Source organism: Silicimonas algicola (assembly GCF_003148765.1).
In the GTDB taxonomy this organism is placed as follows: Bacteria; Pseudomonadota; Alphaproteobacteria; order Rhodobacterales; family Rhodobacteraceae; genus Silicimonas; species Silicimonas algicola.
Map to the genome: position 1 here is coordinate 137209 of NZ_QGGV01000010.1, position 21945 is coordinate 159153.

Consider the following 21945-nt stretch of genomic DNA (forward strand, 5'->3'; position numbering starts at 1 on the left):
GCCAGTTTCCGTCAGCAGCCCATGCCTCGCACCGATCGCCTCTTCACCCTTCTCCAGACCCTGCGGACCCTTCCGCAGCCCGTTACCGCTGCGCGGTTGGCCGAGGAGACGGACGTATCCCGCCGCACGCTTTACCGCGACATCGAGAGCCTCCGCGCCGCCGGCGCCGTGATCGACGGCGAACCGGGCTTCGGCTACCGGCTGACCGAGGATCCTGCCATGCCGCCCCAACTGCTCGACCGGATCGAGGTCGAGGCGCTGGTGCTGGGCCTTGCCGAGGTGGAGGCCAGCGGCGACCCCGCCCTTGCAAGCGCGGCGCGATCGGCCCTTTCCAAGATCACCGCCCGCCTGCCCGAGAGGGTCGCCCGCGAGGCCGCGCATGCCGTCTCCTTGGTTTACCGTTACGAGAAAGCCCCGCCACCGCCCGGGTGCCTGCCGGTCCTGCGCGGCGCTTCGTGGGACGAGACGGCGCTCGATCTCGACTATCGCGATGCGGACGGCACGCCGACGCAGCGCCGTGTGCTGCCTCTGGCCGTCGTGTTCCTCGAGAACACGCAGGTTCTCCTGGCCTGGTGCTGCCTGCGCGAGGATTTCCGGAAGTTCAGGCTGGACCGCATCGAAACCGCGAAAGCGACCGGCCAGTCCTTCCGCCCGCGCCGCGTTCCGCTTCTGCGCGAATACATCGCGCGCTTGCGCAGCGGGGGCTGACGCCGACCGCCAGACGCGCTATGGCCGCCGAAAGACACGAGGCGGGACATGGACTTCAAGGCGATCCTAGCGGGGCTGACCTTCGCGCTCATCTGGTCATCTGCCTTCACCTCGGCCCGGATCATCGTACAGGCGGCTCCGCCGCTCACCGTCTCCGCCATCCGCTTCACGCTTGCGGGCGTCATCGCCGTGACGCTCGCCCGCGCCCTCGGCCAGACCTGGAAGCTGACCCCGCAGCAATGGCGGCTGACGGTATTGTTCGGCATTTGCCAGAACGCGCTTTACCTCGGGCTGAACTTCGTCGCGATGCAGACGGTCGAGGCCTCGCTCGCCGCCATCATCGCCTCGTCCCTGCCCCTGATCGTCGCGGCGCTCGGCTGGATCGTTCTCGGCGACCGGGTCCGGCCTCTCGGTCTTGCGGGCCTGATCGCGGGCTTCGCAGGCGTGGCGCTCATCATGGGGACGCGGCTGACCGGCGGCGTCGATCCGGTCGGCGTGGCGCTTTGCTGTTTCGGCGCGCTGGCGCTGGCGACGGCAACCCTGGCGCTCAAGGGTGCGTCCTCGGGCGGCAACCTCGTCATGGTGGTCGGTTTGCAGATGCTGGTCGGCGGCGCGGCGCTCTGGGTGCCCGCCCTGCTGTTCGAGACCTGGACAGTCACCTGGTCGCCCCTCCTGGTCGGCGCGTTCCTCTACACGGTAATCATGCCGGGTCTCGTCGCGACCGTCCTGTGGTTCTGGCTGGTCGGCCGGATCGGCGCAGTCCGCGCGGCGACCTTCCACTTCCTGAACCCGTTCTTCGGCGTCGCCATAGCAGCAGCACTTCTGGGCGAGGCGCTGAGACCCCTCGACGTCATCGGCGTCGCGGTCATCGCCTTCGGGATCCTCGCGGTGCAGCTATCGCGCGTTCCGCGGACCTGACATGAAAAAGGGCCGCGCAGTCGCGGCCCCTTCACGCAACGTCCGATCCCTTGGGATCAGTCGTTCACGCTGTCCTTCAGCGCCTTGGCGATGGTCATCTTCACGACCTTGTCGGCATCCTTCTTGATCTGCTCGCCCGTCGCCGGGTTGCGGACCATGCGCGAGGGACGCTCGCGGCAGTAGATCTTGCCGACGCCCGGAAGGGTGACGGCGCCGCCCTTCGACACTTCGTCGGTGATGACGGCGGTCAGCGCGTCGAGGGCGGCGGTTGCCGACTTCTTGTCGCTTTCCATCTTGTCCGCGAGAGCGGAGACCAGCTGGGTCTTGGTCAGGGGTTTTGCCATGATGAATACTCCTCGTTCTGGCCTGTTCTAGTGGCTCATTGCCCTTATTTAACTGGATATCGTGGCACTACACAACGATTTGTGGCACGTAAACCGACTTTTTGGCCGATCTCGAGGCCGGAATTCCGATGGAAGCACAGGGCAGGTCCGATTACCTCAACGATAACTGCACGTTAGAGTTCCGCCGCTGAAGCGCCGTCGCGCGCGCCCGAAGGCCGATTTTCGCGCAAACCCCAAGGAAACAAGGGAGCATAGCCTAGAGGAAGGCCGTTTCCTCGAAGCTTCTGAGCTTTCGTGAGTGGATCCGCTCGATCGGCATCTCGCGGATTTTCTCCATCGCGCGGATACCGATCAACAGGTGCTGGGCAACCTGCGTGCGATAGAATTCGGACGCCATGCCCGGCAGCTTGAGCTCACCGTGCAGGGGCTTGTCCGACACGCAGAGAAGCGTGCCATACGGCACCCGGAAGCGAAATCCGTTGGCGGCGATGGTAGCAGATTCCATGTCGAGAGCGATGGCGCGGGACTGGCTCAGGCGCTGGACGGGGCCGGACTGGTCCCGCAGCTCCCAGTTCCGGTTGTCGATGGTGGCGACGGTGCCCGTCCGCATGATCCGCTTCAGCTCATAGCCCTGGTACTCGGTGACGTCCGCCACCGCTTCCTCCAGCGCCACCTGGATCTCGGCCAGCGCCGGAATGGGCATCCACACCGGCAGATCGTCGTCGAGAACGTGATCCTCGCGCAGGTAGCCGTGGGCGAGAACGAAGTCGCCGAGCCTTTGTGAATTTCTCAATCCCGCACAGTGACCAACCATGAGCCAGGCATGGGGACGCAGGACCGCGATGTGGTCCGTCGCGGTCTTGGCGTTCGACGGGCCGACGCCGATGTTGACCAGCGTGATGCCCGCACCGCCCTCGCGCTTGAGGTGGAAGGTCGGCATCTGCGGCAGCTTCGTGGGCAGGGGTAGAGGCGCGTCGGGCTCGGTGATCTCGATATTGCCGGGACCGACGAACGAGGTATAGCCGCCCGTGGCCGAGGCCAGCTCGGCGCGCGCGTAGGCTTCGAACTCCTCGACGTAGAACTGGTAGTTGGTGAACAGGACGTGGTTCTGGAAATGCTCGGGCGTCGTGGCTGTGTAATGCGCAAGCCGCGCCAGCGAATAATCGACCCGCTGCGCCGTGAAGGGCGCCAGGGGCCGCGAACCGTCCTGGTATTTGAACCCGTAGCCGTTGACGATGTCGTCGTTCATCGTCGACAGCTCGGGCACATCGAAGATGTCACGCAGGTTGAAGTCGACTGCGCCCTCTTGCGGCACCGTCAGGGTCGGATCGTTCGCCACCGCGAAGTGGATCGGGATAGGCGTTGCCGACAGTCCGATATGGACCGGCATGTCGTGGTTGCGGACAAGCAGGCCGATCTGCTGCCGCAGGTAATTGGCGAAGAGGTCGGGTCGCGTGATCGTCGTCGAATAGCGGCCGGGCTCGGTGACATGACCGAAGCTGAGCCGCGTATCGGTGAAGTTGAAGGTGGTCGTCGCAATCCGGATCTCGGGGTAGAAGGCGCGATAGCGCTTGTCCGGCCGACCCTTCATGATGACCGCCGCGAAACGGTCGCAGAGGAACTGCGTCGAGCCGTTGTAAAGCTCGATGAGCCGGGCAACCGCAGCGTCGGCGTCATCGAAGGCCTCGTGCTCGGAGGCTTCGGGGCTTTCGATGGCAAGTCGGCCGTCGGTCATTCGGTGTCTCCGAAAAGGTCGGTCAACTCGAAGCGGTCGACGTCGACAAGGCCCAGGTCGCTGATCCGCAGCGAGGGGATGACGACAAGCGCCAGGAGCGAGTGCTGCATGTAGGCGTTGTTGAGCGTGCAGCCGCACTCCGCCATCGCCTCGACCATCCGCTGCGCCTTCGCCGCCACCTCGCCCGCCGGGCTGTCGGACATCAGGCCCGCGATCGGCAATTCGACCAGAGCGATCTCGGCCCCGTCCTTCCAGACCGTCACACCACCGCCCACCTCACCCAGACGGTTCGAGGCCGCCGCCATCATCTCGCGGTCGGTGCCCACGACGATCATGTGATGGCTGTCGTGCGCGACGGTCGAGGCGATGGCCATGCGTCCCTCGTAGCCGAAGCCTGAAACAAATCCATTAACCACGTCGCCCGTGGCCCGATGCCGTTCCACCAGCGCGATCTGGCAAACGCCGCCTTCGCCTTCCACCACGCCGTCGACCACCGGAAGCTCGGCCGTCAGCGCCTTTGTCGGCGCCTGGTTTTCGACCACGCCGATCACGCGCACCGTCACCGCGTTGCGTCCCTCAGGCGCGACGATGCGGAAGTCCATCGCCGCCAGGGTCTTGCCAAGGTGAACCGTATTCCGGGCGGTTTCGGGCCAGTCGAGATGCGGACACTCCACCCGGATTTCGCCGTCCTCCGCGACTGTCACACCCCGTGCAATCACATGCTCCACCGGCAGGGTCCGCAGGTCCGATGTCAGGATCACGTCCGCCCGCCGCCCCGGTGCGATGCTCCCCAGCTCCCGCTCGAGCCCGAAGTGGGTTGCCGTATTGATCGTCGCCATCTGGAGCGCGACCAGCGGATCGCAGCCGCAGGCGATGGCGTGCCGCACCACGCGGTTCATGTGCCCCTCGTTCAGCAGCGTCCCCGAATGGCAGTCGTCGGTGCAGAGGATGAAGTTGCGCGGGTCGAGACCCTTCTCCGTCACCGCCGTGATCTGGCTTTCCACGTCGTACCAGGCCGACCCCAGCCGCAGCATCGACCGCATCCCCTGCCGCGCCCGCGCGATGGCGTCAGCCTCGGCCGTCCCCTCGTGGTCGTCCGCCGGCCCGCCCGCCGCATAGGCGTGAAACGGGATCCCTCGGTCAGCGCTCGCATAGTGCCCACCCACGGTCTTGCCCGCCCGCTGCGTCGCCGCGATCTCGGCCAGCATCTTTGGATCGCCGTTGATGACGCCGGGAAAGTTCATCATCTCTCCCAGTCCGACGATTCCGGGCCATGTCATCGCCTCGGCGACATCCTCGGGCGAGATTTCGAACCCCGTCGTCTCGAGCCCCGGCGCTGAGGGTGCGCAACTCGGCATCTGGGTGAAGATGCTGACGGGCTGCATCAGCGCCTCGTCGTGCATCAGCCGCACCCCCTCCAGCCCCAGGACGTTGGCGATCTCGTGCGGGTCGGTGAACATCGTCGTCGTGCCGTGCGGGATCACCGCGGCGGCGAATTCGGCGGGAGTCAGCATCCCGCTTTCGATGTGCATGTGCCCGTCGATCAGGCCCGGGATCAGGTATCGCCCCTCGGCTTCGATCACCCGCGTATCGGGTCCGATGCAATGTGACGCGTCCGGCCCGACAAAGGCGAACCGCCCCTCGGCCACCGCCACGTCCCAGCCGTCCAGCACCTCGCGCGACTGCACGTTGACCAGCCGGCCGCCCCGGATGACGAGGTCCGCGGGCTCGCGTCCTGCGGCGACGGCGACAAGGCGGGGGGCCGCATCGGCCCATGAGGAGATCGGGGTCTGCATGGCTCAAGGTTTCATCCCTGACCGTGCCATGCAAGGGGCCGCGCGAGACGCCCTCCACTCGAGAAACCTTTCACCACGACGTGCGTTTGATCGAAATGAACGCCGCACCCGCCAGCCTCACCTACTATCCCGACAACCGACCCGGCATCCGGCGCGAGCGGAAGGGGCGGGGATTTTCCTACATCGCTCCCGACGGCACACGCATTTCGCGCGGCGCGGAACGCCAGCGGATCGAGTCCCTCGCGGTCCCGCCTGCCTACGAGAACGTCTGGATCTGTCCCAAGCCGAACGGCCATCTTCAGGCCACCGGCTATGACGTGCGCGAGCGGAAGCAGTATCGCTATCACCCCGACTGGACCACGTTCAGGTCCGAGCGGAAATTCGAGCGTCTCGCCGACTTCGGCCGCTGCCTTCCCGGCATCCGCCGGCGCGTGTCCAAGCACCTGAACCTCGACGCGGGAGAGCAGGGCTTCGCCATAGCCGCCGTCGTCGCCATGATGGACTGCCTGTCGCTCCGCGTCGGCAATCCCGAATACGCCGACGAGAACGGCACCTACGGCGCGACGACGCTGAAGTCGAAGCACCTGCGCCTTCAGGATCACGCCCTCCACCTCAACTATGTCGCAAAGGGCAACAAGAAGGTCATGCGACAGGTCGGCAATCGCAAGCTGATGGAGACGCTGCAGAAGCTGCACGACCTTCCGGGGGCGGAACTGGTCACCTGGATCGACGAGGATGGAGACGCGCGCGCCGTCAGCTCGGATCAGGTCAATGCCTGGATTCAAGAGGCGACCGGCCAGCCCGACCTGACCGCCAAGACGTTCAGAACCTGGGCAGGGTCGGTTGCCGCGCTCGAAGCGGCCGCGAAGGCCGATAGGGTGACCATCAAGGGCATGTCCGAGGCCGCGGCCGAACGGCTTGCCAACACGCCCACCATCGCGCGCACCTCCTACATCCATCCCGCCGTCATCGCGTTGGCCGAGACGCCCGAGGCGCTGCAGGTCGAAGCGGAGGATCTCAGGGGTCTTCGAGCGTCCGAACGCAAACTTCTGGGTCTTCTCGACTACTGGAAGGGTTGATCCTTGAAGGCAGCCCGCGAATGATCGCGGCATGAGTGGTACTCTTCTCTCCATCGGTCACGGCTTTTCGGCCCGCGCTCTGACGCCTCACCTTCTTGCCGAGGGCTGGACCATCCTCGGCACCACGCGATCCACCGACAAGGCGGAACGGCTAGCAGAGGAAGGCGTCGAGCCGATCCTCTGGCCGGGCGCTCCCCTGCCCTTCGACCGGACGACGCATCTTCTCACGTCGGTCGCGCCTGACACTACGGGCGATCCGGTCTTGAACGAAGCGCGACATGCGATCCGTGAGGCGCGCCACCTCGAGTGGGTCGGATATTTGTCGACCACCGGCGTCTATGGCGACCACGAGGGTGAATGGGTGGACGAAACCGCGCCCCTCACGCCCGCGACCCGGCGCGGTCAGGCGCGCGTCGCGGCCGAGGCCGAATGGCAGGCCCTCGGGCTTCCCCTTCACATCTTCCGCCTCGCCGGCATCTACGGCCCGGGTCGCGGCCCGTTCGAGAAGGTCCGCAACGGCACCGCGCGGAGGATCATCAAGGAGGGTCAGGTCTTCAGCCGCATCCACGTCGACGATATCGCGCAGGTTCTCCTGGCTTCGATCCGGCATCCCAACCCAGGTGCGATCTACAACGTCTGCGACGACGATCCCGCTCCGCCACAGGACGTCATCGCCCACGCCGCGGAGCTTCTCGGCCTTCCACTGCCGCCGTCGATTAGATTCGAGGAGGCGGACCTGACCCCGATGGCGCGCAGCTTCTATGCAGAGTCGAAGAAGGTGCGGAACGACCGGATCAAGTCCGAGCTCGGCGTGAAGCTTCTCTATCCATCCTACCGCGAGGGACTGCCCGCACTGATGGCGGCCGAGCGCGGCTGATTTGCCGCTCACGTCGGAACCGCGATGGCCCGACCCCGTTCATATGCCATGACCGAGGCTGCAGTTTCCGAAGAAGACCCGCTCCAATCGCTCCTGGCCCGCCTCCGCGGCGCCGCCAAGGGACGCGACGTATCGGTGCAGGACCTCGTCGAATCGACAGGCGAGAACAGCTTTGCCACCCTACTCTTCGTCGTGTCCCTGATTATGGTCACGCCCCTGTCCGGCATTCCTACGGCGCCCACTATCGGTGCCGTCATCATCGCCCTCATCGTCGGGCAATGGGCGCTAGGTCGCGACCACCTGTGGTTGCCGGGCTGGATTGCCCGCCGCGAAGTGTCGTCCGAGAAGTTCTGCAAGGGCCTCGACTGGGCCGGGAAGCCGGCTGCGTTCATCGGCCGCCATACCCGCGCCCGCCTGACGCCGCTCGCGCGTCGGCCCCTCAAGGTCCTGCCGCTGGCTGCGATCCTACTGATCGTGGCCACCTGGCCATTCCTCGAGATCCTGCCGTTCTTCACGACGCTATGCGCGGTGGCCGTCGCGCTTTTCGCCTTCGGGCTGATGGTCAAGGACGGGCTCTACGTGCTGGCAGGCTATGCCTACGTCGCCGTCCTGGGACTGATCGCCGGAAGCTACTGGCTGATCTGAGACGTCACGCCCGGCGCGAGATGTCCGCGATACCCAGGACCTCGAGAACCTTCGCCTCGATCTGTGGCGCGTTCATGGCCGCAACGTCGTACATCGCCTTCGGGCTGGCCTGGTCGATGAACACGTCGGGAAGCACCATCGAGCGATAGCGAAGCCCCCGGTCGAAGACGCCCTCGTCGGCCAGAAGCTGTGCCACGTGGCTGCCGAAGCCTCCGACGGCGCCTTCCTCGATGGTGATGAGCGCCTCGTGGCTGGCTGCAAGCGACAGGATCAGGTCGCGGTCGAGTGGTTTTGCGAAGCGCGCGTCCGCGACGGTCGGCTTGATGCCCCGGGCGCCCAATGCCTCGGCGGCGGCCTCGACCTCGGACAGGCGCGTGCCGAACGACAGAAGCGCGACGCGTCCACCCTCCCGCACGATCCGGCCCTTGCCGATTTCCAGCACCCGGCCCTGTTCGGGCATCTCGACGCCGACGCCTTCGCCTCGCGGATAACGGAAGGCGATCGGCCCCGTGTCATGCGCCGCAGCGGTCGCGACCATGTGGACCAGTTCGGCCTCGTCAGCGGCCGCCATCACCACGAAACCCGGCAGGTTCGACAGGTAGGCCACGTCGAAGGCACCCGCGTGCGTCGCGCCATCGGCACCGACCAGCCCGGCGCGGTCGATGGCGAAGCGCACCGGCAGGCGCTGGATGGCTACATCGTGGACAACCTGATCATACCCGCGCTGAAGAAAGGTCGAGTAGATCGTGCAGAATGGCTTCATGCCTCCCGCCGCCAGCCCGGCGCAGAAGGTGACCGCGTGTTGCTCGGCGATGCCCACGTCGAACATCCGACGCGGGAACCTCTCGCCGAATAGGTCGAGCCCCGTGCCGTCCGGCATCGCCGCGGTCACCGCCACGATCCTGTCGTCCCGGCTCGCCTCTTCGATCAGCGCCCGGGCGAAGACTTTGGTATATGCCGGCGCGTTCGACGGCGCCTTCTTCTGCTCGCCCGTCATGACGTCAAAGGTCGACACGCCGTGGCCGCGGTCGCGCGCCCGTTCGGCCGGGGCATAGCCCTTGCCCTTCTTGGTGATGACGTGGATCAGGATCGGCCCCGTGGCCCGCGCCTTGACGGTGCGCAGAACCGGCAGAAGCTGGTCCAGGTCGTGGCCGTCTATGGGGCCGACGTAGCTGAAACCCAGTTCCTCGAACAGCGTCCCGCCCACCATCGTGTGCTTCAGCATGTCCTTCGCGCGCCGCGCTCCCTCGCGGAAGGGCTCGGGCAACAGGCTGACCGCACCCTTGGCGGCAGACTTCAGTTCCTGAAACGGCGCCCCGGCATAGAGCCGCGACAGGTACGAAGACATCGCCCCCACGGGCGGCGCGATGGACATCTCGTTGTCGTTCAGGATGACGAACATCCGCTTGCCCAGGTGACCCGCGTTGTTCAGCGCCTCATAGGCCATGCCCGCGCTGATCGCCCCGTCGCCGATGACCGCTATCGCGTCGCCAAGCCCGCCATCGGTGGTCCCGCCCAGATCGCGCGCCACGGCAAAGCCGAGCGCCGCGCTGATCGAGGTCGAAGAGTGCGCCGCGCCGAAGGGGTCGTAGACGGACTCGGATCGCTTCGTGAAGCCCGACAGGCCACCTTCCTTGCGCAGCGTCCGGATGCGATCGCGCCGGCCCGTCACGATCTTGTGCGGATAGGTCTGGTGGCTGACGTCCCACACCAGCTTGTCGCGCGGCGTGTCGAAGACGGCGTGCAGCGCCACGGTCAACTCGACCACACCCAGGCCCGCGCCCAGGTGCCCGCCAGTTTCGCTGACGGCGCTGATCGTCTCCGCCCGCAGTTCGTCGGCAACCTCGCGCAGCTCGGCATCGGACAGGCGCCTGAGGTCGGCGGGAGAGGCGACGCGGTCCAGGATGGGTGTGGCGGGTTTATCCGACATGACGTCTCCGGGCATTCAGAACTCGCGCGAGATAACGAACCGGGCCGCCTCCCGCAAGGCATCGGCTTCAGGACCATATGGGGCGAGCATGTGCAGCGCCTCCGCAACCAATGCACGCGCCCGATCTTTCGCGCCGTCCGTCCCGAGGTGCGAAACGAAGGTGGCCTTGCCCGCCGCCGCGTCCTTGCCGACGCGCTTGCCGGCCTTCACTTCGTCCCCGGTTGCATCAAGAATGTCGTCCGCGATCTGAAAGGCAAGTCCCAGGCAGCGCGCGAAGTGGCACATGGTGGTGCTGTCCGCGCCGGACATGAGCGGGCCGGCCGCGCAACTCCACTCGATCAGCGCGCCGGTTTTTCCCGCCTGAAGGCTTTCGATCTCGTCGAGCGTGAACGGTTCCGTAGCCGTCTCGGCCGCGATATCCATCGCCTGCCCCCGGATCAGTCCGCGGCCCCCCGCCTCGAAGGCGAGCGCGGCCGAAAGGTCCAGCCGCCGCTCGGCCGGCAGACCACCGCTCGCGACCATCTCGAACGCCAGGGCCTGAAGGGCGTCGCCGACCAGAACCGCCGTCGCCTCGTCCCACTTGACGTGAACCGTGGGCTGACCGCGCCGCAGGTCATCGTCGTCCATGCAGGGCAGGTCGTCGTGGACAAGGCTGTAGGCGTGCAGCGCCTCGATCGCCGCAGCGGCGTGGACGGCGTCCTCCGCTGGCACGCCGTGCAGCGCCGCACTCTCCAGCACCAGAAAGCCGCGGAGCCGTTTGCCGCCGTGAAGCGCGTGGCGCATCCCCGCCGTGATCCGGTTATCGGGGAAATCGCGCATCGCCTCATCGAGCCGCGCCTCGATGCGGGCCGCGTGCGCGTCTCGCTTGGCCTCGAAGGTCACTTTATATCAGCGGGCTGAAGCCCCTTGGGGTTGCCGTCCGCATCGGTTGTGATCAGCGCGACCTTCTCCTCGGCCTCCGCCAGCTTCTTCTGGCAGTGATCCTTCAGCGCAGCGCCGCGCTCGTAGAGCTTGATGGAATCCTCGAGAGGCACGTCGCCCGACTCAAGCCGCCCCACCACGGCCTCGAGTTCCTTCATCGCTTCCTCGAAGCTCATCTCGGCGACCGGTGTCCCGTTCATGCTGCGTGCTCCCTCAGAACCTCGACGTGCGCGCGCGTGCTCGCGGCGAGAGCGTCCAGATCATAACCGCCTTCCAAAGTCGAGACCACGCGCCCGCCGCACCGGTCGTCCGCCAGCTTGCAGATCTCCTGCGTGAGCCAGCGGAAGTCGTCCTCGTGCCAGTTCAGGTTCGCCAGCGGATCGGCGGCATGGGCGTCGAAGCCGGCCGAGACGATGATGAGCTCCGGCGCGAAATCGTCGACGGCAGGAAGCAGAATGTCGCCCCAGGCGCGCCGCATCTCGCGCCCGCCCGTCATCGGGGCAAGGGGCGCGTTCAGGACGTTATCGCAGGCGCCTGTCTCATGCGCGCCGCCGCTGCCGGGATAAAGCGGCATCTGGTGCGACGAGCAGAACAGCGTGCGCGCCTCCGACCAGAGAAGGTCCTGCGTTCCGTTGCCGTGGTGGACGTCGAAGTCGAGGACCGCGACCTTGGACAGCCCATGCTCGTCCAGCGCCCTCTTCGCCGCGATGGCGGCGGTTCCGAACAGACAGAAGCCCATGGCGCGCTCGGTTTCGGCATGGTGGCCGGGGGGACGCATCGCGACGAAGGCCGTCTTCGCCTCGCCCGCCATCACGGCATCGACCGCCGCACCGCATCCTCCGACGGCACGCAGGGCGGCATCGAGAGACCCGGCAGAAAGATGCGTGTCCGCATCGAGGGAGACGTACGATGACGTCGGCACCGCCTTGGCGATGCGGTCGAAATACCGCTCGGGATGGCAACGCGTCACGTCGGCCCGCGTCGCCAGCGGCGCCTCGCGCCAGTCGAGGCCGTCCATAGCGGACAGCGTCGCCTTCACCGTCCGCGCACGGTCGACGCGCTCGGGGTGTCCGGGCGGGGTGACATGCTCCAGCGCGGCATCGTGCCAATAGATCAGGGTCATGTCCCTTGGTCTCAAATCCGTCCGCCGCAGGCAAGCCCCGTCGGCCGGATGCCGCGCGGAAGGCGGATCAGTCCGGCGCCAGAAGGTAGCCCGCGCCCCGAACGGTCTGAAGATAGCGCGGCTGGCGCGGGTCGACTTCGATCTTCCGCCGCAGCCGCGTGATCTGCACGTCGACCGCCCGCTCCTGCGCCTGTCCGCCGTCGCGCCCCAGATCCTCGACCAGCTTCGCCCGCGACAGCGCCTCTCCGGGCTGCGACGCGAAGATCCGCATCAGCTGCGCCTCGGTCGCCGTCAGCCGCACCGGCCGGTCGCCCTCCCACATCGCGCCCTTCTCGACGTCATAGCGCAGCGCGCCAAGCGTCAGCACCTTGGGATGGATGTCCGACGGCTCGGGCGCCGGGACGCGACGCAAGATCGAATTGATGCGCAACAGCAGCTCGCGCGGCTCGAAGGGTTTCGCGAGGTAATCGTCCGCCCCGGCCTCGAGCCCCGCGATCCGGTCTGCGGTGTCGCCCTTCGCGGTCAGAAGCAGGATCGGCACGTCCCGCGTCTCGCGCAGGCGGCGGCAGAAGCTGACGCCGTCCTCGCCCGGCATCATCACGTCCAGCACGATCAGGTCGAAGTCGAGCCCCGACAGGATGCGCTGCGCGTGCGCGGCCTCGCGCGCGGCGGTCACGAGGAAGCCCTGACGCATCAGGAACTTCTGGAGAAGCCCGCGAATACGCTCGTCGTCGTCCACGATCAGAAGGTGTGCGTCGGTGTCCATGTCGTCAGCCCGTCTCGGTGAGCTTGGCGTAGTGTCGGCGCATGTCGCTGTCCATCATTGCTTCCAGGACCTGACGAAAGCCCACCACCGCCTCGGGACCCGCCTGCCGGAAGGCCGCCCGCATCCGCTTGCGTTGCGCGTTCGACAATTCACGCTCCAGAACCTCTCCCGTCTCGGTCAGGTAGAGATGCCGTTCTCGCTTGTCCCGCGTGCCCACGTCGCTGCGGACAAGCCCGTCGTCGATCAGGGTCCGCAGTACCCGGTTCAGCGACTGCTTCGTCACGCCGAGGATCGACAGAAGGTTGTTGACCGTCGTTCCGGGCGAGCGGTTGATGAAGTGGATCGCCCGATGATGCGCCCGGCCGTAACCCTTGTCCTCCAGGATGCGATCGGGGTCGGCGGTGAAGCCGCGATAGGCGAAGAACATCGCCTCGATCCCCTTACGAAGCTGATCGTCCGTGAGGAAGAGAAGCGTCTCTCCTCCCCCCGCGCTGCTACCGCTTTCCGCCATGCCGTCTCCCTGCCCTCACCGGGGATTTTATGTCAGCCTTGTTGACATTCCAAGAATCAATTGGTAGCGATGCTCGAATTTTCCGCAACAAAATGTCCGAAGCGGAACTATTTGGGCAACTTTTGCAAATCTGGAGGCTGACATGGCCGGATATGACGATCGCGACGGGTTGATCTGGATGGACGGCAAGATGGTGCCGTGGCGCGATGCAGAGGTGCATATCCTGACGCACGCGCTCCACTACGCCTCTTCCGTGTTCGAGGGCGAGCGCGCCTACAACGGCAAGATCTTCCTCAGCCGCAAGCATTCCGAACGCCTGCATTTCTCGGCCGGCGAGCTGGACTTCAAGATCCCCTACACCGTCGACGAAATCGAAGCTGCGAAGCAGGAGGTGCTGACCGCGAACGGCCTGACCGACGCCTATGTCCGTGCGCTCTCATGGCGCGGCGCGGGCGAGGATATGGGCGTCAGCTCGGCCCGCAACCCCGTCCGCCTCGCCATCGCCGCCTGGGGCTGGGGCAACTATTACGGCGACGCCAAGATGAAAGGTGCGAAGCTCGACATCTCGAAGTGGAAGCGCCCTTCGCCCGAGACGATCCCGGTCCATGCCAAGGCCGCGGGCCTCTACATGATCTGCACCACCTCGAAGCACGCTGCCGAGGCCAAGGGCTGCTCGGACGCGCTCTTCATGGACTATCGCGGCTACGTCGCCGAGGCGACCGGCGCGAACATCTTCTTCGTGAAGGACGGAGAGGTGCATACGCCCAAGCCCGACTGCTTCCTCAATGGTCTGACCCGCCAGACCGTCATCGGGATGCTGAAGGACCGCCAGATCCAGGTCCACGAGCGGCACATCGAGCCCGGCGAAATGGAGGGCTTCCAGCAGTGCTGGCTCACCGGCACCGCTGCCGAGGTGACGCCCGTCGGCCAGATCGGGGATTACACCTTCGAAGTGGGCGCGCTCACCCGCGACATTTCGGAAAGCTACGAGAAACTCGTGCGGCAGTAGCCTGCGCGACACCGGCGACGGAAGCGGCCTGCGGGCCGCTTTTTCGTTTCAGCCGTACTTCGTCACGATCTGGCGCGCCTTGCCGCGCTGAAGCTTGAGTTGCCGTTCGCGCAGGATGATGAGCACCCCCGCCGCGATGACGACCGCCGCCCCCACCATCTGCTGCGCCGTCGGCACTTCCGAGAAGACGGTGTATCCGATCCCGACCGCGAACAGCATCGAGGCATATTCGAAGGGTGCGATCACGCCTGTATCGGCGAAGCGATAGGCGCTCGTCAGCAGGATCTGCCCCACGCCGCCGATCAGCCCCGCGCCGATCAGCATGACGGCGGCGCGCGGCGAAGGAACCGCCCAGCCGAAGGGCAGGGTCAGCAGCGCCAGCATCGTCGCAGTTAGCGAGAACCAGAACACGATGGCGGCGGTCTGCTCGGTCTCGACCATACGGCGGACGTGGATCTGCGCGAAGGCGGCGCAGAGCGACCCCGACAGGACGACCATCGCGCCGAAGGCCAGCTTCTCGTCGGCGCTGCCGTCGGTGAAGGCGGTCAGTCGCGGCCAGAGCACGATCAGCACGCCGATCAGCCCCATGAACACGGCCGTCAGACGCACCTTCCGCACCTTCTCGCCCAGCATCAGAGCGGCAAGGACGACAACGAAGAGGGGCGAGGCATACTGGATCGCCTTCACCTCGTAGAGCGGCAGGATCGCCAGTCCCGCAAAGGACAACGCCATTGCCGAGGTCCCGATCAGACCGCGAAAGACATGGGCGCGCACGCTCGTGGTTCTGAACCCTGTCTTGAGCTCCCCGCGCGACGCCAGCCAGGCGACGATGACCGGAATGGCGAAGAGCGACCGGAAGAACACCGCCTCGCCCGGCGGCACCTCCTCGGAGGCCACCTTGATGAGCGAGGCCATGATGACGAAGAGAAAGACAGACGAGACCTTCAGCGAAATGGCTCGAGCCGGGTTGTCGATCTCGGGGTGCATGTCGATTGCCTACCAGCGCGGCCCGAACGCCGCCAGACGCGACAGCGCCCATTGCCCCGCATCCGCCACGGCCGGGTCCGCGTCGCGTGCAAGCGCCTCGGCAACCGGCCGCAGCGACGGGTCGCCGGAGTTGCCGATGGCGTAGCCCACATTGCGCACGAACCTGTTGCGCCCGCTCCGCTTGATCGGCGAGCCAGAGAACCGCGCGCGGAATGCCGCATCGTCCAGCCTTGCCAACTCGGCCAGCGGCGGAAGGTCGGTTTCGGCGCGAGCGGCATAGCGCGCGTCCCGTCCTGCGACGGCGAACTTGTTCCAGGGGCACACGGCGAGGCAGTCGTCGCAGCCATAGATGCGGTTGCCCAGTCCGGGCCTCAACGCCGGATCGACCGGCCCCTCGTGCTCGATCGTCAGGTAGGAAATGCAGCGCCGCGCATCGAGCTGGAAGGGCGCCGGAAACGCATCCGTCGGGCAGATGTCGAGACACTTTCGGCACGTTCCGCAGTGCTCGTCCTCGGGCGGGTCGGGCGGCAGATCCGCCGTCGTGAAGATCGCGCCAAGGAAGAACCAGTTGCCAAGCCTCCGCGACAGAAGGTTCGTGTGCTTGCCCTGCCAGCCCAGCCCCGCCGCCTGTCCAAGCGCCTTTTCGGGCACGGGTGCGGTGTCGACGAAGACCTTCACCTCGCACCCCGCCTCGGCAACCAGCCAGCGCGCGACCCGCTTCAGCCGCTTCTTGACGACGTCGTGGTAGTCCCGGCCCTGCGCATAGACCGAGATCACGCCCCGATCCGTCGCCGCGAGATCCTCGAGCGGATCGTGGTCGGGCGTATAGGGCTCGGCCAGCATCACCACCGACCGCGCCTCGGGCCAGAGCGCCGAGGGATCGCCCCGCCAGTGCGCCCGCTCGGCGAGCCAGCCCATCTGCCCGTGCCGCCCCTCAGCCAGAAAGGCCGCCAGCCGCTTCGCCACCTCGGGCACCGCGTCCGGCCGACAGATCCGCGCTTCGGCAAAACCCGCGTCCACCGCCTCGGCCACCAGTCGGGCCTTGAGCGCGTCAGCGTCCATCGAACGCTGCAGGCGGCGGGGGCGGAACGCCCTCAGAAATCCAGGTCGGCATAATGCGCCGGCGGCGGAAAGCCCGGCACCGCGTCGGCCAGCAGGCTTCGGAACGCCGGGCGCGACTTGATCTTGGCGTACCAGTCCCGGACCGTGGGGTTCAGGTTCCAGTCGACGTCCGAGATGTAATCCAGCGACGAGAGGTGCGCCGCAGCGGCGAAGTCCGCGAGCGTCAACTCGGGCCCCGCGAGCCAGCGCCGCTCGTCCAGAAGCCAGCCCAGATACTGGAGGTGGAACTTGATCGCGCGCGCCCCCGCCTTGACGTTGCCGCTGTCTGGATAGCCCTGCTTGGTGATCTTCTTGTTCACCCTCTCGTACAGCAGCTTCGAGGTCACCTCGTTGTGGAACTTGTCGTCGAACCAGCCGACCAGGCGGCGGACCTCGTGGCGTGCCGCCGGGTTGCGCGGCATCAGCGGCGGGTCGGGATAGCGTTCCTCGAGGTATTCGCAGATCGCCGCGCTCTCGCTCAGGGTCAGCCCGTCGATCTTCAGGATCGGCACCTTGCCGGCCGGGTTGCGGCGGATGAAGTCCGGGTCTCGCTCCCAATAGCGTTCCTCGACCAACTCGACCTCGAGACGCTTTTCGGCCAGCGAGAGCCGCACCTTGCGGCAGAAGGGAGAGAGAGGGACGTGGTAGAGGCGTATCATCGCGGCAAATCCAGATCGTGCGACGCTCGACCCTCAATGCCCAAGACTTGGGCCGGATTCAAGCGCTGCGGGTCAGAAACAGTCGGCACGCCCGTCCCGTTCGATGGTCGCCGCCCCGTCCTCGATGGCGCGAGCCCGCTTCTGCACGGCGTCCGACGGCTTCGACGCGCTCCGCTCGCGTGGGTTGGGCAGGACGGCGGCCAGCAGGGCCGCCTGCCGCGCGGTCAACTCGCTTGCGCCGACCCCGAAGTGATGCCGCGCCGCCGCCTCGATCCCGAACACGCCCTCGTCGAACTCGGCGACGTTCAGGTACAATTCGACGATGCGGCGCTTGCTCCAGAAAAGCTCGGCGAGCGGGGTCATCAACCCTTCCAGCGCCTTCCGCGGCCAGCTCCGCCCCTGCCAGAGGTAAAGGTTCTTGACCGTCTGCTGCGTCACGGTCGAGCCGCCGCGCTGCCCGCCTTCGGAAATGGCGTCGCGCAGCGCGTTCATGTCTACGCCCCAGTGCAGGCAGAAGTTCGCGTCCTCGGCGGCGACGACGGATCGCGCGACCACAGGCGCGATCCTCTCGAAGGGCACCCAGATCCGCTCGACCGACCTCAGCCGAAGACCTTCCGACAGGATGTAGGGCGTGGTTGGCGGCGTCAGCACGGCATAGGCCGCGACCATCAGCACCAATGCCAGCGCAAAGGACCACAGCCCCCGCACCAGCCAGCGTCCGGGCGCAAACCTGCGGCCGCGCCGGGCGGGCGTCTTGGCCGTTGTTTTTCTTTTCCTGCTCGTCGTCTTCCGGGCCATGCGATCACGTCGCACGACATCCCGTTTCAGGCAAGCCTACTCGGCCGCCGCTCGGTCCGGCTTGCCCGGCTCCGCCATCTCCATGCGGCGCGAGATGACCTTCTCGCGCTTCTTGGCGAAGCGCTTCTTCAGCCGCGCGACGCGCGCCTTCTGGTAGGCTGCGATCAGCGGGTTCGACAGGATGTAGGTCGCGATGCCCGCCGCCAGTCCGGGAAGGATGCCGCCCACGGTGTAGGGAAGGAAGACGCGGCGCCAGAACAGGGCCAGCCCGCTCCAGTTGGCCGGCTCGCCCGAGAAGATCGCCGTCGCGTTTCGCCACAGGTCGAGCGCCGCATCCGAGAAGGACGCCAGCACCAGCGGAAGTGGCAGGCCCGGATAGCCCAGCATCCAGGACCCCAGTTCCATCGACACGGCGGCGATCAGCGGGAAGGTCAGCGGGTTGCCGATGAACGTGCCCAGAAGGGCGGCGATGACGTTGCCCCGGATCAGAAGCGACAGCACACCCGCGATCAGGAAATGCAGCCCGAAGAACGGCGTGAACGAGGTGAAGACACCGGCGGCGATCCCGCGGCTGATCTTGTGGGCCGGATCGGGAAGGCGGCGCAGGCGGTACATGACGTACCACGACGCCCGCCGCCACCCACCCCTGGGATAGAAGCTTTCACTGACGATCTCGACATAGGTCCTTGGCTTGCGCCGCTTGAAGACCAAAACCTTTCCCCTCAGGGCTTGCGTTCAAGATCCCGGTGCCTGACCAGCGATGCGACGTCGCTGTCCGCCTCCAAGGCAAGCATGACTGCGTGCAGGTGTTCAACATCTCGAAGGTCTACGTCAACAATAAGACGGTAAAAGTCCGGTTTCCTGTCGATGAAGACAAGGTCCGAAATGTTGGCCCCCTGCTCCCCGATCAGGGTGCAGATACGGCCCAGGACACCGCTGTCGTTGGCGATCGTCATGTCGAGGCTGACGTTGTGGACAGGCGGATGTCTGCCGTCCTGCCAGTGCAGGTCGACCCATCTGTCCGAGTCGTTCTGGAGCTCGGCCAGCGCCTCGCAGTCGATGGCGTGGACGATGACGCCGCGGCCGCGATAGCTGATGCCGACGATCCGCTCGCCCGGCACCGGCTGGCAGCATGCCGCGCGGCTGAAGGTCTGGCTGGGCTTCAGGCCAACCACCGCGCGGCTCACGTCCACCTCGTCGCCGGTCTTGCCCGATGGGCCGGGATAAAGCGTCTCGATCACGTCGCGCGAAGGTATTTCGGCCGATCCGATGCGGGCCAACAGTTCGCGGCTGCCGTCGATGCCGATCTGCTTGGCCGCGATCCGCAACGCCTTCTCGGTCGGCCGTTTGCCGACGTGATCGAAGGCCACGCGAACCAGCTCGCGCCCCAGCTTGATGAAGCGCTCGCGGTCCTCTTCGCGCAGGGACCGCCGGATGGCGGCCTTGGCGCGTCCCGTCGCCACGATGTCGATCCACGTCGCCTGCGGGCGCTGGCCCTCGGCCGTCATGATGTCGACCGACTGCCCGTTGCGCAGCCGCGTCCACAGCGGCACGCGGATGCCGTCGACCTTGGCGCCGACGCAGCTGTCGCCGATCCGGGTATGGATGGCATAGGCGAAGTCCAGCGGGGTCGCGCCCTTCGGCAACTTCACCACCTCGCCCTTCGGCGTGAAGCAGAAGACCTGGTCGGCGTACATCTCCATCTTGACGTGTTCGAGGAACTCGTCGTGGTCGTCCTCGGTGTCGAAGCGCTCGGACAGCGAGGCGATCCACTTCGCCGGGTCGACGGCGAAGGGGTTCTCGGCCCGGACGCCGTCGCGATAGGACCAGTGCGCCGCAACGCCCGCCTCGGCGACCTCGTGCATCTCGCGCGTGCGGATCTGGATTTCGACCCTCTTGCCGTCGCGCCCCGAGACCGTCGTGTGGATCGAGCGATAGCCGTTCGACTTGGGCTGGCTGATGTAGTCCTTGAACCGGCCCGGTACCGCCCGCCAGCGGCGGTGGACGACGCCGAGCGCGGCGTAGCATTCGTCCTCCTTGCTGACGATCACGCGGAAGCCATAGATGTCCGACAGCCGGGAGAAGCCGATCTTCTTCTCTTCCATCTTGCGCCAGATCGAGTGCGGCTTCTTCGCTCGCCCGAAGACCTGCGCGTCGATGCCCGCCTTCTCGAGTTCGCCCTCGAGGTCGCGGGTGATCTTCTGGATCACGTCGCCCGATTCCCGCTGAAGCGTGATGAACCGCCGGATGATCGAGTTGCGTGCTTCCGGATTCAGGACGCGGAACGCCAGATCCTCCAGCTCCTCGCGCATCCACTGCATCCCCATGCGCCCGGCAAGCGGCGCATAGATGTCCATCGTCTCGCGCGCCTTCTGCAGCTGCTTGTCGGGCCGCATGGCCCGGATGGTGCGCATGTTGTGCAGACGGTCGGCCAGCTTGACGAGGATGACCCGCAGGTCTTTCGACATCGCCATGAACAGCTTGCGGAAGTTCTCGGACTGTTTCGTCTCCGAGGACGACAACTGAAGGTTGGTCAGCTTGGTGACGCCGTCGACCAGCCCGGCGATCTCGGCGCCGAACTGACGCTCGACCTCGGAATAGGTCGACCGAGTGTCCTCGATGGTGTCGTGCAGAAGGGCGGTGACGATGGTGGCGTCGTCGAGCTGCTGCTCGGTCAGGATCGCCGCCACCGCGACGGGATGCGTGAAATAGCTCTCGCCCGAATGGCGCAGCTGGCCGTCGTGCATCTTGTCGCCATAGGCATAGGCCCGGCGGATCAGGTCGGCGTTGGTCTTCGGGTTATAGTTCTGGACCAGAGCGATCAGGTCGTCGGCGTCGATCATCCGGCCCCCACCCCCAGGGGGTGAAACCCTACGGCTGTCCCTGAGCTTCCATCAGGGCGCGAAGAAGCTTTTCCTCGCTCAGGTCGTCTTCGACCGGCTTGTCGCTCTCGGCGCCCATCAGAAGCGCCATGGCGTCCTCTTCGGGCTCGTCGACCTCGATCTGGGTCTGGTTCGCCTCGATCATCCGCTCGCGCAGATCCTCGGCCGACTGCGTCTCGTCGGCGATCTCGCGAAGGCTCACGACAGGGTTCTTGTCGTTGTCCCGGTCGACCGTCAGAGGCGATCCCGTCGCGATCTCTCGCGCCCGATGCGCGGCAAGCATCACCAGCTCGAACCGGTTCGGAACCTTGTCAACGCAGTCTTCAACCGTCACGCGGGCCATAACGAGGTCTCCGTCTTGAATGGGATCAGGGCGTCTACGTATTGAAGCGGTCCCTGAAACACAAGGGCAAACTGAGCCTGCAGGGCAGGTTTCGCGCGATCGTGACGACGCGACGTTCCGCAGATGACGCGACGCTCCTACGCAAAAGGATAGTTGAATGTCAGAGGGTTTAACTCATATTAACGCGCACTCGGGCATGGACGTTTCGTCCGCTCACGGTGTCGGGGAAATTCTGAAAGGACGTTCTCGTATGTTTTACAAGGACGAACGGCTTGCGCTGTTCATCGACGGATCCAATTTGTATGCGTCGGCGAAGGCTCTCGGTTTCGACATTGATTATAAGCTTTTACGGCAGGAATTCATGCGTCGCGGCAAGCTGCTGCGGGCCTTCTATTACACCGCCCTGCTGGAAAACGACGAATATTCCCCCATTCGGCCCTTGGTCGACTGGCTGCATTACAACGGCTTCAGCATGGTCACGAAGCCCGCCAAGGAATTCACCGACGGCCAGGGTCGGCGCAAGATCAAGGGCAACATGGACATCGAGCTTGCGGTCGACGCCATGGAGCTGGCCCCTCGCGTCGATCACATCGTCCTCTTCTCGGGCGACGGCGATTTCCGCCCTCTGGTCGAAAGCCTCCAGCGCCAGGGCGTGCGCGTCTCGGTCGTCTCGACGATCCGCTCGCAGCCGCCCATGATCGCCGACGAACTGCGCCGCCAGGCCGACAACTTCATCGAGCTGGATGAACTCAAGGACGTGATCGGCCGTCCGCCGCGCGAGCCCCGCGATACTGGCGGCGACAGCTAGGCCCG

At 66.1% G+C, this 21945-nt stretch carries 23 protein-coding genes; 7 read left to right on the top strand and 16 right to left on the bottom strand.

The annotated features are described in order from the left end of the window. Positions 1-21 precede the first annotated feature (21 nt). Positions 22-708 (top strand): helix-turn-helix transcriptional regulator, encoded by a 687-nt coding sequence (locus C8D95_RS18255; RefSeq protein ID WP_109760678.1) that lies wholly within the window; start codon positions 22-24, stop codon positions 706-708. Between the two features lie 48 nt (positions 709-756). Further along, the gene (locus tag C8D95_RS18260) at positions 757-1626 is read left to right on the top strand and encodes a DMT family transporter (protein WP_109760634.1); all 870 of its coding nucleotides are present in this window, start codon (positions 757-759) and stop codon (positions 1624-1626) included. A gap of 56 nt (positions 1627-1682) precedes the next feature. Here C8D95_RS18260 and C8D95_RS18265 read toward each other — a convergent pair whose 3' ends face one another. The 3 genes from C8D95_RS18265 to ade form a co-directional block, all read right to left on the bottom strand. Next, positions 1683-1970, bottom strand: a complete 288-nt coding sequence (locus C8D95_RS18265; protein WP_109760635.1) for an HU family DNA-binding protein — start codon at positions 1968-1970, stop codon at positions 1683-1685. A gap of 256 nt (positions 1971-2226) precedes the next feature. Next, positions 2227-3705: an AMP nucleosidase gene (locus tag C8D95_RS18270; protein WP_109760636.1), complete on the bottom strand. Its 1479-nt coding sequence runs from the start codon at positions 3703-3705 to the stop codon at positions 2227-2229. Next, on the bottom strand, positions 3702-5501 hold the full coding sequence (ade, locus tag C8D95_RS18275) for an adenine deaminase (RefSeq protein ID WP_109760637.1): 1800 nt from the start codon (positions 5499-5501) through the stop codon (positions 3702-3704). Before ade ends, C8D95_RS18270 begins: the two co-directional genes overlap by 4 nt. 95 nt (positions 5502-5596) lie before the next feature. Between ade and C8D95_RS18280 the strand changes: the two genes are divergently transcribed. The 3 genes from C8D95_RS18280 to C8D95_RS18290 are packed head-to-tail and all read left to right on the top strand — an operon-like array spanning position 5597 to position 8102. After that, the gene (locus tag C8D95_RS18280; RefSeq protein WP_109760679.1) at positions 5597-6580 is read left to right on the top strand and encodes a DNA topoisomerase IB; all 984 of its coding nucleotides are present in this window, start codon (positions 5597-5599) and stop codon (positions 6578-6580) included. Between the two features lie 31 nt (positions 6581-6611). Further along, on the top strand, positions 6612-7457 hold the full coding sequence (locus C8D95_RS18285) for an SDR family oxidoreductase (protein ID WP_109760638.1): 846 nt from the start codon (positions 6612-6614) through the stop codon (positions 7455-7457). Positions 7458-7505: 48 nt separating this feature from the next. Beyond that, on the top strand, positions 7506-8102 hold the full coding sequence (locus C8D95_RS18290) for an exopolysaccharide biosynthesis protein (protein WP_164721530.1): 597 nt from the start codon (positions 7506-7508) through the stop codon (positions 8100-8102). A gap of 4 nt (positions 8103-8106) precedes the next feature. Here C8D95_RS18290 and dxs read toward each other — a convergent pair whose 3' ends face one another. From dxs to C8D95_RS18320, 6 genes are all read right to left on the bottom strand, one after another. Then, the gene (gene dxs / locus C8D95_RS18295; RefSeq protein ID WP_109760680.1) at positions 8107-10032 is read right to left on the bottom strand and encodes a 1-deoxy-D-xylulose-5-phosphate synthase; all 1926 of its coding nucleotides are present in this window, start codon (positions 10030-10032) and stop codon (positions 8107-8109) included. A gap of 15 nt (positions 10033-10047) precedes the next feature. Further along, positions 10048-10914, bottom strand: coding sequence for a polyprenyl synthetase family protein (locus C8D95_RS18300; protein ID WP_420902649.1), 867 nt, complete (start codon positions 10912-10914; stop codon positions 10048-10050). After that, entirely contained in the window at positions 10911-11153 is a 243-nt protein-coding gene (locus C8D95_RS18305; protein WP_109760640.1) for an exodeoxyribonuclease VII small subunit, read from the bottom strand. Before C8D95_RS18305 ends, C8D95_RS18300 begins: the two co-directional genes overlap by 4 nt. Continuing rightward, a complete protein-coding gene (locus C8D95_RS18310; RefSeq protein WP_109760641.1) occupies positions 11150-12076 on the bottom strand; it encodes a histone deacetylase family protein in 927 nt (308 codons plus the stop codon). Before C8D95_RS18310 ends, C8D95_RS18305 begins: the two co-directional genes overlap by 4 nt. 67 nt (positions 12077-12143) lie before the next feature. Continuing rightward, a complete protein-coding gene (locus C8D95_RS18315; RefSeq protein WP_109760642.1) occupies positions 12144-12842 on the bottom strand; it encodes a response regulator in 699 nt (232 codons plus the stop codon). A 4-nt stretch (positions 12843-12846) separates the two neighbouring features. After that, entirely contained in the window at positions 12847-13353 is a 507-nt protein-coding gene (locus C8D95_RS18320) for a MarR family winged helix-turn-helix transcriptional regulator (RefSeq protein ID WP_109760643.1), read from the bottom strand. Between the two features lie 142 nt (positions 13354-13495). On the opposite strand from C8D95_RS18320, the gene C8D95_RS18325 reads away from it, so the two are divergent. Beyond that, positions 13496-14362 (top strand): branched-chain amino acid aminotransferase, encoded by an 867-nt coding sequence (locus C8D95_RS18325; RefSeq protein WP_109760644.1) that lies wholly within the window; start codon positions 13496-13498, stop codon positions 14360-14362. 48 nt (positions 14363-14410) lie between these two features. Here the strand turns inward: C8D95_RS18325 and C8D95_RS18330 are convergent, their stop codons facing one another. From C8D95_RS18330 to rpoZ, 7 genes are all read right to left on the bottom strand, one after another. Next, the gene (locus tag C8D95_RS18330; protein WP_109760645.1) at positions 14411-15349 is read right to left on the bottom strand and encodes a DMT family transporter; all 939 of its coding nucleotides are present in this window, start codon (positions 15347-15349) and stop codon (positions 14411-14413) included. A gap of 9 nt (positions 15350-15358) precedes the next feature. Beyond that, positions 15359-16411, bottom strand: a complete 1053-nt coding sequence (gene queG, locus C8D95_RS18335; RefSeq protein WP_109760646.1) for a tRNA epoxyqueuosine(34) reductase QueG — start codon at positions 16409-16411, stop codon at positions 15359-15361. A 32-nt stretch (positions 16412-16443) separates the two neighbouring features. Beyond that, positions 16444-17109: an FtsZ-binding protein FzlA gene (gene fzlA / locus C8D95_RS18340; protein ID WP_109760647.1), complete on the bottom strand. Its 666-nt coding sequence runs from the start codon at positions 17107-17109 to the stop codon at positions 16444-16446. 72 nt (positions 17110-17181) lie between these two features. After that, on the bottom strand, positions 17182-17907 hold the full coding sequence (gene mtgA, locus C8D95_RS18345) for a monofunctional biosynthetic peptidoglycan transglycosylase (protein ID WP_109760648.1): 726 nt from the start codon (positions 17905-17907) through the stop codon (positions 17182-17184). 36 nt (positions 17908-17943) lie between these two features. Further along, on the bottom strand, positions 17944-18618 hold the full coding sequence (locus C8D95_RS18350; protein ID WP_109760649.1) for a DUF2062 domain-containing protein: 675 nt from the start codon (positions 18616-18618) through the stop codon (positions 17944-17946). Positions 18619-18629: 11 nt separating this feature from the next. Continuing rightward, positions 18630-20750, bottom strand: a complete 2121-nt coding sequence (locus tag C8D95_RS18355) for a RelA/SpoT family protein (protein ID WP_109760650.1) — start codon at positions 20748-20750, stop codon at positions 18630-18632. A gap of 28 nt (positions 20751-20778) precedes the next feature. Further along, a complete protein-coding gene (rpoZ, locus tag C8D95_RS18360) occupies positions 20779-21132 on the bottom strand; it encodes a DNA-directed RNA polymerase subunit omega (RefSeq protein ID WP_109760651.1) in 354 nt (117 codons plus the stop codon). A 250-nt stretch (positions 21133-21382) separates the two neighbouring features. Between rpoZ and C8D95_RS18365 the strand changes: the two genes are divergently transcribed. Then, the gene (locus C8D95_RS18365) at positions 21383-21940 is read left to right on the top strand and encodes a LabA-like NYN domain-containing protein (protein ID WP_109760652.1); all 558 of its coding nucleotides are present in this window, start codon (positions 21383-21385) and stop codon (positions 21938-21940) included. Positions 21941-21945: the final 5 nt, after the last annotated feature.